Source organism: Psychromonas arctica (assembly GCF_038155225.1).
Taxonomy (GTDB): domain Bacteria; phylum Pseudomonadota; class Gammaproteobacteria; order Enterobacterales; family Psychromonadaceae; genus Psychromonas; species Psychromonas arctica_B.
Map to the genome: position 1 here is coordinate 93,236 of NZ_JBAKBA010000012.1, position 10,730 is coordinate 103,965.

General features: G+C 36.2%; 11 protein-coding genes and 3 tRNA genes. 6 read left to right on the plus strand and 8 right to left on the minus strand.

Annotation, left to right across the window (positions count from 1 at the left end; translation table 11 throughout):
- Positions 1 to 76: 76 nt before the first annotated feature.
- From V6255_RS07200 to ccoN, 8 genes are all read right to left on the minus strand, one after another.
- Positions 77 to 754: a sulfite exporter TauE/SafE family protein gene (locus tag V6255_RS07200; protein WP_341627538.1), complete on the minus strand. Its 678-nt coding sequence runs from the start codon at positions 752 to 754 to the stop codon at positions 77 to 79.
- The gene (gene ccoS / locus V6255_RS07205; RefSeq protein WP_137297804.1) at positions 744 to 995 is read right to left on the minus strand and encodes a cbb3-type cytochrome oxidase assembly protein CcoS; all 252 of its coding nucleotides are present in this window, start codon (positions 993 to 995) and stop codon (positions 744 to 746) included. Before ccoS ends, V6255_RS07200 begins: the two co-directional genes overlap by 11 nt.
- Positions 992 to 3,415 (minus strand): heavy metal translocating P-type ATPase, encoded by a 2,424-nt coding sequence (locus V6255_RS07210; RefSeq protein ID WP_341627539.1) that lies wholly within the window; start codon positions 3,413 to 3,415, stop codon positions 992 to 994. Before V6255_RS07210 ends, ccoS begins: the two co-directional genes overlap by 4 nt.
- Entirely contained in the window at positions 3,416 to 3,892 is a 477-nt protein-coding gene (locus V6255_RS07215) for a FixH family protein (RefSeq protein ID WP_341627540.1), read from the minus strand.
- Between the two features lie 139 nt (positions 3,893 to 4,031).
- Positions 4,032 to 4,991 carry a cytochrome-c oxidase, cbb3-type subunit III gene (gene ccoP, locus V6255_RS07220; RefSeq protein WP_341627541.1) on the minus strand — a complete coding sequence of 320 codons (960 nt, stop codon included), beginning with the start codon at positions 4,989 to 4,991 and terminating at the stop codon, positions 4,032 to 4,034.
- A complete protein-coding gene (locus V6255_RS07225; protein ID WP_160063096.1) occupies positions 4,991 to 5,182 on the minus strand; it encodes a cbb3-type cytochrome oxidase subunit 3 in 192 nt (63 codons plus the stop codon). The genes ccoP and V6255_RS07225 overlap by 1 nt, the downstream gene beginning before the upstream one ends.
- 47 nt (positions 5,183 to 5,229) lie before the next feature.
- Entirely contained in the window at positions 5,230 to 5,868 is a 639-nt protein-coding gene (gene ccoO / locus V6255_RS07230; RefSeq protein WP_160063094.1) for a cytochrome-c oxidase, cbb3-type subunit II, read from the minus strand.
- A 13-nt stretch (positions 5,869 to 5,881) separates the two neighbouring features.
- Positions 5,882 to 7,312 (minus strand): cytochrome-c oxidase, cbb3-type subunit I, encoded by a 1,431-nt coding sequence (ccoN, locus tag V6255_RS07235; protein ID WP_137297810.1) that lies wholly within the window; start codon positions 7,310 to 7,312, stop codon positions 5,882 to 5,884.
- Between the two features lie 220 nt (positions 7,313 to 7,532).
- On the opposite strand from ccoN, the gene V6255_RS07240 reads away from it, so the two are divergent.
- The 6 genes from V6255_RS07240 to V6255_RS07265 all read left to right on the plus strand — a co-directional run bounded on the left by V6255_RS07240 (position 7,533) and on the right by V6255_RS07265 (position 10,726).
- Entirely contained in the window at positions 7,533 to 8,024 is a 492-nt protein-coding gene (locus V6255_RS07240) for a hypothetical protein (RefSeq protein ID WP_341627542.1), read from the plus strand.
- A 539-nt stretch (positions 8,025 to 8,563) separates the two neighbouring features.
- The gene (locus tag V6255_RS07245) at positions 8,564 to 9,127 is read left to right on the plus strand and encodes a sigma-70 family RNA polymerase sigma factor (RefSeq protein WP_341627543.1); all 564 of its coding nucleotides are present in this window, start codon (positions 8,564 to 8,566) and stop codon (positions 9,125 to 9,127) included.
- On the plus strand, positions 9,120 to 9,839 hold the full coding sequence (locus V6255_RS07250) for a DUF3379 family protein (protein WP_341627544.1): 720 nt from the start codon (positions 9,120 to 9,122) through the stop codon (positions 9,837 to 9,839). The genes V6255_RS07245 and V6255_RS07250 overlap by 8 nt, the downstream gene beginning before the upstream one ends.
- Before the next feature lie 219 nt (positions 9,840 to 10,058).
- Positions 10,059 to 10,134 (plus strand) — tRNA-Asn (locus V6255_RS07255).
- A gap of 143 nt (positions 10,135 to 10,277) precedes the next feature.
- Positions 10,278 to 10,353, plus strand: a tRNA-Asn gene (locus V6255_RS07260).
- Between the two features lie 297 nt (positions 10,354 to 10,650).
- Positions 10,651 to 10,726, plus strand: a tRNA-Asn gene (locus V6255_RS07265).
- Positions 10,727 to 10,730: the final 4 nt, after the last annotated feature.

Sequence of the window (10,730 nt, forward strand, 5' to 3'; positions counted from 1 at the left end):
TTCCTTTGAAATTGTTAATCACAAAGTTGCCTATCTAGGTCAGTATTTTAGGAGCATAAGGGGGTTAAGGTAAGTGCTAATATAACTGTGTAAATGCGACATAAATAGTTTGAAAAGCAAATAGTGCTAATACTAATCCGCTGCCATATCTAAACCATTTTTTATTTAGAATATTTTTCAGTTTATGGCTTAAAGAGCCGACTAGCATCATGGCAGGTAATGTCCCTAACCCAAAGCCAAGCATGATAACTAAACCGTTAAGCCCATTAGCAGTACTTATTGCCCAAACCAAAGAAGAGTAAACTAAACCACAAGGTAACCATCCCCAAAAAAAACCGAGAGGAAAAGCTAAAGCAGGGTGTTTTAAAGGTAAAAAATATTGTGCTAAAGGTTTTATGAATTTCCAGAAAAATTGTCCGGCTCGCTCTACTATTATTAAGCCATTCCATAATCTAGCAATATAAAATGCTAATAACAGCATCATGATGGCAGCGATAATACGTAAATAAATAAGGGATTCTTTGCCTCCCATCCAGATAATTAATACACTGCTACTGGCTGCGAAGATAAACCCTGCCACTGAATAACTCGTTATGCGGCCTAAGTTATAGAGTAGTAATGAAAGTAATCCATTTTTTTGATCTGGGTTGATTGAAAAGCTCAGTGCACTAGCAATCCCTGAACACATGCCAATACAATGCCCAGCACCTAGTAAACCAATTAAAAAAGCACTTAAAAAGTCATTAATGAGCATCTGGTTTTATATCACTTATTTTCAAGGGAGTTGTTTTAGATACCTTTCCTTCAGAGTGTTCAATATCTGCCTGCGTTTTTTTCATTGGTTTTGATGGTTGTACATCTTCATCAAATAAAATATTTACACCTTCTCTATCTAGGTCATCATACTGATTAGACTTAACGGCCCAAAAAAATACTAATACAGCAATGGATACAAAGATCATTGCAATCGGAATCAATACATAGATAATATTCATTTTAATAACCTTAATGAATTGCTCACTACAATTAATGAGCTAAAAGACATACCTAAGACCGCGACGTAGGGAGGAACTAAGCCCATCACCGCTAAAGGGACTATGATTAAGTTATATCCGATAGCCCAAGCTAGGTTTTCTTTAATGATACGTGTTGTTTGCTTAGCATTAGTCGTTAATAGGTTTATTTTACGTAAATCAGAGCCTAATAAAATAACGTCAGCACTGTTTTTAGCAATGTCAGTACCGCTAGCTAATGCGACAGAAATATGGGCACCTGCTAATACCGGTGCATCATTGATACCGTCGCCAATCATCATAACTTGCTGCGATTGTTGTAACGTTTCGATATGCGCTAATTTTTGTTGTGGACTAACACCTTTGACTACATTTTTAATGTTAAGTTGCTTAGCGACTTGTTCACTTTTATCTGAAATATCACCCGTTAACATGGTGGTTTCTAAGTTGTTTTTATGGCAAAAACTAACTAAATCCATTGCTGATTCACGTATTTCATCACCTAACTCAAAGGTTGCAATTAATTGTTGATTCACAGTCAAATAGATCAATAACTCTTGGCTACTTAATTCTCTAGTCACTCCACAGAAAGCTGCATGACCTAATTTAACTTGTAATTTTTGACCATTATCTTCCCAAGTTGCTTGTAAGCCTTGCCCTGGAATATTTTCAATATTGTTTAATATTAAAGTTTGGTTTTTTAATTGAGTGAAAGCAACTGCAATAGGGTGCTCTGAGTTCATTTCAAGATTTGCGGCAAGATTAATACATTGTTGTTTATTATATGGGTACTTTGCAACGCCTAGCGCGGGTAGATGCGTATTAAGCAATTTAAAGTCACCTTGCGTTAACGTGCCTGTTTTATCAAAAACAACATGATGTATTTTATTCACCGTTTCTAATACGTGATGTTGCTTAATTAAAATACCTTGTTTATTAAGCTGCGCAGTGGCACAGGTTAGCGCAGTTGGTGTTGCAAGAGATAATGCACACGGACAAGTGGCAACCAGTACCGACAAGGTGATCCAAAATGCTTGGTCAGGATCAATAAGGCTCCAGCCAATATAAGTCAGTGTTGCTACCAACAATAAGGCTGCCACGAAATAACGTGATACGATATCAGCCATTATTTCGATTTGGGGTTTATTTTGCTGTGCGCTATTTTGTAATTGTATGATGTCTGAAATAAGTGTGTTGTTACCTATATTCACCACTTCAATGGTCAATACACTACTAATATTAACAGTACCTGCATAAACATTATCTCGTGACTTTTTAAAAACAGGTAAATGTTCACCAGTAAGCATCGACTCTTCAATATTACTTTGCCCATCAATAATGATGCCATCGATTGCAATAGTTTCACCTGGCTTAACGAGTATATATTGCCCTGGTATGAGTGTTTTTGCGGGGATTAATTGATGGCTAATAATGCCATCATTTGTTTCTAATAATGTCGCCATCGAGGGAAGCAAACGCAATAAGTTACTACTGGTTTCAGATGCTTTACGACGAGCTCGGAGTTCTAATAAACGACCTAATAATAGTAAGAAGGTGAACATCGAGACTGACTCGAAATAGACCTCACCTCTCCCTACGATAGTTGCATAACCGGAGGCAGAATAGGCACCTAATAAAGCAATAGAAATAGGAATATCCATGCCTAATGTTTTATTGCGGATATTACGCCATGCATTTACATAAAAAGGTTGTGCGCTATACAAGAGTACCGGTGTTGCAAGAATAAAGCTAACCCACCTGAAGTAAGTAATAAACTCTTGTTGCATACCTGAAAAGAAATCAGCATATAAGGCGATCGCAAACATCATTACCTGCATAGTTGCAAGGCCCGCAAGCCCTAACCTACGTAAGTAAGATTTTACTTGTTTAGTATAAAACAACTCTTGTTGATTAACTTGGAAAGGGTAGGCTTTGTAACCAATACGTTGAATTTGTTCCAGTATTTTACTGAGTACCAGCTGTTCATTATCCCAACGAATTACAGCACGGTTTAAAGTGGTATTCACATTAACAAAAATAAGGCCAGGTAAAAAACGTAATTGCTTTTCAATGAGCCAAGCACAAGCAGCGCAACTAATGCTTTCAACAGTTAATGTTATTTCAGTGGTGTTGCCATTTTGTTTTATAAAGTCGAGTTGAATTTGTTCAATATCATAATGTTCAAGTTGTTGAAGCTCATCAGGGATTAACGATTCCCCTTTAGCTGCAACCTCTGTTCTGTGCTCATAATAAGAACTTAAGCCACTATCAACAATTGTTTGTGCCACTGCCTGACAACCTGGGCAGCACATTGTTTGTTGCTCTCCATTAATCAGAACCTGAAAACTAGTCTTGGTTGGGTTAGGCTCCCCACAGTGAAAGCATTGACTTACTTGTTGCATTTACAATGCTATTTTTTCAGATGGGAAAACTACTTTCTTTTCTAAGCGCCATTTCTTATCAAAGGGTTCAAGGCGAAGTGACCATTTACCTACCAATGGCTGGTCTGTTTCAAAATGATAATTGCCTTCTGCGTCAGCTGTTAACATTGCAAGTTTGTCGCGCTTAGATTGAGTTGAATGAAATAAAGAGAAGCTGATCGATGTATTTGTTTCTAACCCCTCCATTTTAATTAACAAGCCATCTGCTTGTTGTACGACTTCAGCAGATAGGCCTAATTTTTTAGCATTAGTTAGTAAGCTTAAATCTGCATTAATTGCTTTGCCTGTTTTATAATAATCATCAACAACCATATCGGGTTTATTATCAGAAGCTATAATGAAAGTACTGATACCCGCAACAACAGCTGCCATTGGTAAAATAATTAAAAACCAAGGCCAAAATTGTTTAAACCAAGACTTTTTTACTTCTGTTTGCATGACAATTCCTGTTATTAAAAGTAGGGGGAGGCAATACGCGATAATCTAGCATTTATGACGAATTTTAGCTATAAAAAAGCCTCGATTAACGAGGCTTTAAATGTTCACTTTAATACGCTAAGCAGCGATTAAATTTAACTTATTTTGGTTGTGATAAAGAGTAAACAAATGCAGAGATTAATTGAATTTTATCTTCGCCTAATACATCTTTCCAAGCTGGCATTACACCATTTCGTCCATTACGTAATGTATCTTCAACTGCTTTACGTGAGCCACCGTATAACCAAACTTTATCCGTTAGGTTAGGTGCGCCAAATGCATGTAAACCTTTACCATCAGCACCATGACATGCAGCACAAACTACGAAGCGTTCTGCACCAGCTTGGGCATCTATGTCATTTACACGACGACCACTTAGTTGTAATACATAACTTGTTACTTCTTTTATGCCATCTTCACCTAGAATATCTTTCCAAGCAGGCATTGCTGCGTTACGACCATTCATTAATGTTTCTTTAATGGTTAATGGATCGCCACCATATAACCAATCGTCATCAGTAAGGTTTGGAAAACCCTTACTGCCACGTGCATCTGAACCATGGCATTGAGCACAGTTTTGTAAGAATAAACGTTGACCTACTTTTACTGCTTCAGCGTCTTTAGCAATCACTTCGATGTCTTTATAAACACCTGCATCGGTATAAACTAGTTGTTTAAATACTTCGCCATATTTGATTTCTGCAGCATCTATTTCACGTTGGTATTGTGATTTTGATGTTTCCGCTCGTTGATCCAGCTTAGAAACGTCAGTAACGTCTTTATCTGCACTAGTCCAGTTTAAAAAACCATTCCAATTTGCAGTATAACTAGGGAAAGCAATTGAATAAATTAGTGCGATAACAATCGTAAACCAAAATAAACCAACCCACCATTTTGGTAATGGATTATTCAGTTCTTGAATACCATCAAAGGTATGAGGCATTGGTTCGCCTTCTTTAACGCCTGTGTTATTTGTATTTGCTGCTTTCAGAAGTACTGCACAACCGATGATGACGGTTAACGTAATGACAGATATCCATATTGTCCAAAAAATGCTCATTATTTTTTAGCTCCTGTATGTTCGCTTGAGGTGCTTTCATACTGTGTTGAGTCCAGATCATCTTCCAAAATAGAATTACCCATTTCTTCAAATGACTTTTTTTGTTTTTTACTGTAGGCCCATAAAATCAACCCAACGAAAATAATAATTAAAAATAATGTATATAATCCGTTAAAAGTTCCAAAATCCATATAGCCTCCAGTAGCCTAAAGTGCCTATTGCTAGGCACCAACTTTAATTATTTAAACGCATGACCAAGTGATTGTAAGTATGCAATCAATGCTTGCATCTCAGTTTTTCCTTCGACTGCTGCTTTCGCACCTGCAATATCTTGTTCAGTATAGATTGGCTGCATTACTCCATTTTCATCTTTATGACCTTGTCCTTTAGTCAACATGTTGAAAATCTCTAACTTACGAGCAGTGTCTTCACCTGTTAACAAATCAGTTGCTAACCATGGGAAACCGGGCATATTTGACTGAGATACTACATCACGAGGATTCATTAAATGAACTTCATGCCATGCATCAGAATAACGACCACCTACACGTGCTAAATCTGGACCAGTACGTTTAGAACCCCATAAAAATGGATGTTCCCAAACACTTTCGCCAGCCATACTGTAATGACCGTAACGTTCAGTCTCAGCACGGAAAGGACGGATCATTTGGCTGTGACATACGCTACATCCTTCGCGAATGTAAATATCACGGCCTTCCATTTCTAATGCTGTGTATGGGCGTAATGTATCAACCGGTGTATTGGTTTCTTTTTGGAATATTAATGGTGTAATTTGTGCTAATCCACCAAAGCTAATCGCAATGATAATAAGGATTGCTAATAACCCAACATTCTTTTCAATAAATTCGTGTTTCATTATCAACTCCTTCCTAAGCTAATTCTTGAGGCTTGATAGAGCCTTCTTCTGCAGTCACTGTTTTAAATGTATTGTAAGCCATTACAAACATACCAGTTAAGAAGATGAGACCGCCTAGGAAACGTAATGCATAGAACGGATAAGATTTCTCTAATGATTCAACGAAGGTATACGTTAATGTACCGTCTGCATTTACTGCACGCCACATTAACCCTTGCATAACACCTGAGATCCACATTGCGACTATGTATAAAACAGTACCGACAGTGGCTAACCAGAAATGTAAGTTAACTAATGCTGTGCTGTACATGCCTTGTTGGCCAAATAAACGTGGCACCAAGTGGTAAATAGAACCAATTGAAACCATTGCTACCCAACCTAGTGCACCAGAGTGTACGTGACCGATTGTCCAGTCAGTATAATGCGATAAAGCATTAACGGTTTTAATCGCCATCATTGGCCCTTCAAACGTAGACATACCGTAGAAAGAAAGAGAAACAACTAAGAAACGTAAAATAGGGTCTGTACGTAGTTTATGCCACGCGCCAGATAGCGTCATAATACCATTGATCATGCCGCCCCAAGATGGAGCAAATAAGATCAGTGACATCACCATACCTAATGATTGAGCCCAATCAGGTAATGCAGTGTAATGAAGGTGATGTGGGCCAGCCCAGATATAAACGGCAATTAATGCCCAAAAATGAATAATTGATAAACGATAAGAATAAACAGGGCGGTTTGCTTGTTTAGGAACGAAGTAATACATCATTCCAAGGAAGCCAGCTGTTAATAAGAAACCAACGGCATTATGCCCATACCACCATTGCACCATCGCATCAACTGCACCTGCGTAAACAGAGTATGATTTCATCGATGACATTGAAACGGGAATTGCCATGCTATTAACAATGTGCAATACCGCTACTGTTAGAATAAACGCACCAAAGAACCAATTCGCAACATAAATGTGTGACGTTTTACGTATTGCCATTGTGCCAAAGAAAACCGTGGCATAAAGCACCCAAATGACAGTAATAAGCAAGTCAATTGGCCATTCTAATTCAGCGTATTCTTTTGACGTTGTGTAACCCAAAGGTAATGAAATAGCAGCAGATAAAATTACTAATTGCCATCCCCAAAACACAATAGAGGCTAATGGGCCACCAAACAATCTAGTTTGACAGGTTCGTTGAACGACATAAAAAGAAGTGGCCATTAACGCAGACGTACCAAATGCAAAAATAACAGCATTGGTATGAAGGGGGCGTAAACGACTGTAAGTAAGCCAAGGTGTATCGAAGTTTAAAGCTGGCCATACGAGTTGAGCAGCGATAAGCACCCCTACACTCATGCCAACGATACCCCAAAGAATGGTGGTAAGTGTAAACTGACGAACTACTTTCATGTTGTAGTCAGGTTGGATATTGGTTGCGGTTGTCATTGTGTTGATTCCATGCATGTATTTACAATGTACGTTCGTTATGACGTAAAAATAAGTATTCAACAAAAATGTTTTAAAGTTAAACTGAAAACATTTATATTTGGACCGAAGTTTACGCGACAATTAAAAAAATGAACAGATTTCCATTGATTTAATGTCAATAAAATTAATGTTTGTTTTAAAAAATGCGCGTTAACCACTATTTTTACAAGGAATTGCAATGCTTACAAAAAGTAGATTGATTCAACTAGTTAGTATGCTTAGTTTACTGATTGGTTTATTCATTTGGAGAACCATTGATTTATCTGAAATAGAAACGGATAAGTCTAAAGCTGATGAACAAGGGTTAGAGCTTGATGAAACAATTTGTGATCTTTCTCAACCCTGTGTTTTTAATTCAATATTAGGAAACTTCGTTTTATCTGTTGATGAAGGAAAGATCGTACCTGAACATTGGTATAACTTAACACTAAAAAGTAATGCTAAAAACTGGCAAGTCATGAGTGCTAAAATAGTGGGTAAAACCATGTTTATGGGACAAATCCCAATTAAATTCTCTCCTATAACAAAAAAAGGTGGAGAGCTTCAATCTCATGCTAAAAGCATGATTGGTGTTTGTACTGAAGATAGAATGTTGTGGCGACTGAAAATGATAATAGAAATTGAAGGAAAAGCAATTGATGTACATTACGACTTTCTAATCGTTAAATAAATTGGGCAGTAGAAATAAAATAGAATCTGTATTTAATTTAAAAGTAGATAGTTGGGTAATACAATTTTAAAATTGTTATAAAAGCGTGATTTTTCTTCTTACTCAAAGTGCTATTATCAATTTTTAACTTATTTAATAGATTCTTGTTATTCATCATAATGCTAAATTTATTTATGTAGACATGTTCTTATATGGCTTACCAATTTCTATTGAAGAAATTAGTTTTCTATTATTCCTCAATAAGCTCTAGTCAATATAATATTAAATAAGAAAGGTAAGTTTTAGTAAGTATGAAAGTTTATTTTATAATAGGGAAAGTACAGTTATCTCTTTGACCTATTTAATTCTATTTTTTAGCTGTACCAATAGATACCGTTTTTTTTTAGAAAAAATTTCAAAATTATTAAAAAATTTAAATTAAATTAAAAAGCTTCAAATTTTAAGGTGTTTCGTCGATCAGTGATAACACTACTTATTAAGATAAAAACTTATATATAAGCTCATTATTTTGGGCTTAAAGTAAATAATTAAGGAAAATAATGATTTTTTTTACATCAAAGCGAAATAAAAGTGAGTCATGCGCGGTCCTTAAGGATATGAATAGAAAACAAAAACGATATGAATCATTAGTGAATGTGTATAGTGCGGATTTATACCGTTATGCATTCTGGGTGTGCCGAGATCCTGAGGTTGCTCAAGATCTAGTACAAGAAACTTGTTTAAGAGCGTGGAAGAACATTGATAGCTTATTAGATGATAAATCAGCAAAAGCGTGGTTATTTACTATTTTAAGGCGAGAAAATGCAAGGCGCTTTGAACGTAAGCAATTATCATTAGTTGATATAGACGATTATGAAATAGCAGCAGAAGATAATACTAGTCCATATGACCAAGAGTTGATTCAACAGAAAATAGCAGCTTTACCGGTTGAATATAAAGAACCTTTATTATTACAACTTATTGCTGGTTTTACTGCTGAAGAAATAGCTACACAATTAGATCTAAATAAAAACACAGTCTTAACGCGATTATTTAGAGCAAAGAATTTACTTAAAACTAACTTAAAAGTAGAGATTAATAATAATGGAGAAGCGCATGGATGATATTTTATTTCGTCATACTGCAATAGCGACGCCAAATGATAAGTCAGAACAGTTTTTATCACGTGCAACAGAGTCAGATTGTGCAAAAAAATTAATAGATGAATCAAAAGCATTCGATAAACTATTAAAAAATAGCTTACAGATTGAAGTGCCAGATGATCTGACGGATAAGATCATGTTAGAGCAAAGCTTTGCATTGGAACGTGATAAAAATATGAGTGCTCGTTGGCATGTCGCGATCGCGGCATCAATTGCATTTGTGATTGGTTTAAGTTTACCTATGTTAAATAGCTTGACTGAGCATAGTGGACCATCAGATATTGGAACAATTGCTTTACAGCATGTACAACAAGAATATTTTTTAACTGCCAAAGCAAATGAGAATGCTACATTACAAACTGTTAATGCTAAATTAGCTGTTTACGGTGGTACTGCAGAATCTGGTCTAGGCGAAGTGATGTTTGTTAACTATTGTAGCTTTGAAGGTACTTCAGCCTTACACATGATATTTAAGGGTGAAAAAGGGCGTGTTACTGTATTTGTTGTACCTGAAGGTGGAAACTTCACACCATCCGCTGAATTTAGCAACAAACATCTTAAAGGTATTTCTGAACAGGTTGGTAAAGCAAGTGTTGTTATTGTTGGCGAACCGGACGAGCCACTTGAAATGATGAAAGAAAAAATAAATAAAAGTATTAAGTGGGATATCTAACCTGCTCTAATATTGAACAATAAAAGGGCGAATTAGCCTGTAATTGTGATTGGTTGCTTGAATTATCAGCAACCAATTTTTTTATCTACCTTTTTTGTTGACATGATTAAACGCAAAAAATATACTGCGCCCGTCTTTAACGTGACTGAAGCAAATAAGTTTCTGGTTACACTATCAATTATATAATCAATTGATATGATAGAAGGCTAGCTATACAATTCCTCTTTAGCTCAGTTGGTAGAGCAACGGACTGTTAATCCGTGTGTCGCTGGTTCAAGCCCAGCAAGAGGAGCCACATTTAGTTAAACTTGATTATATCGAGTGTAACGAGTCTGATAATTTGAAGACTTAAAAGAACAATTCCTCTTTAGCTCAGTTTATAGAGCAATAGAGACACTGTTAATTTGTATTTAGATTTAATAGTGAAAAAGTTACAATTCCTCTTTAGCTCAGTTGGTAGAGCAACGGACTGTTAATCCGTGTGTCGCTGGTTCAAGCCCAGCAAGAGGAGCCACATTTAGTTAAACTTGATTATGTCGAGTGTAACGAGTCTGATAATTTGAAGACTTAAAAGAACAATTCCTCTTTAGCTCAGTTTATAAAGCAATAGAGACACTGTTAATTTGTATTTAGATTTAATAGTGAGAAAGTTACAATTCCTCTTTAGCTTAGTTGGTAGAGCAATAGAGACACTGTTAATTTATGTTTAGATTTAATAGTGAGAAGTTTACAATTCCTCTTTAGCTCAGTTGGTAGAGCAATAGAGACACTGTTAATTTATGTTTAGATTTAATAGTAAGAAGTTTACAATTCCTCTTTAGCTCAGTTGGTAGAGCAACGGACTGTTAATCCGTGTGTCGCTGGTTCAAGCCCAGCAAGAGGAGCCACATT

Excerpts from the sequence above, each read along its gene's own strand:
- V6255_RS07200 (WP_341627538.1), bottom strand. The coding sequence starts at position 754 with ATGCTCATTAATGACTTTTTAAGTGCTTTTTTAATTGGTTTACTAGGT.
- ccoS (WP_137297804.1), bottom strand. The coding sequence starts at position 995 with ATGAATATTATCTATGTATTGATTCCGATTGCAATGATCTTTGTATCC.
- V6255_RS07210 (WP_341627539.1), bottom strand. The coding sequence starts at position 3,415 with ATGCAACAAGTAAGTCAATGCTTTCACTGTGGGGAGCCTAACCCAACC.
- V6255_RS07215 (WP_341627540.1), bottom strand. The coding sequence starts at position 3,892 with ATGCAAACAGAAGTAAAAAAGTCTTGGTTTAAACAATTTTGGCCTTGG.
- ccoP (WP_341627541.1), bottom strand. The coding sequence starts at position 4,991 with ATGAGCATTTTTTGGACAATATGGATATCTGTCATTACGTTAACCGTC.
- V6255_RS07225 (WP_160063096.1), bottom strand. The coding sequence starts at position 5,182 with ATGGATTTTGGAACTTTTAACGGATTATATACATTATTTTTAATTATT.
- ccoO (WP_160063094.1), bottom strand. The coding sequence starts at position 5,868 with ATGAAACACGAATTTATTGAAAAGAATGTTGGGTTATTAGCAATCCTT.
- ccoN (WP_137297810.1), bottom strand. The coding sequence starts at position 7,312 with ATGACAACCGCAACCAATATCCAACCTGACTACAACATGAAAGTAGTT.
- V6255_RS07240 (WP_341627542.1), top strand. The coding sequence starts at position 7,533 with ATGCTTACAAAAAGTAGATTGATTCAACTAGTTAGTATGCTTAGTTTA.
- V6255_RS07245 (WP_341627543.1), top strand. The coding sequence starts at position 8,564 with ATGATTTTTTTTACATCAAAGCGAAATAAAAGTGAGTCATGCGCGGTC.
- V6255_RS07250 (WP_341627544.1), top strand. The coding sequence starts at position 9,120 with ATGGATGATATTTTATTTCGTCATACTGCAATAGCGACGCCAAATGAT.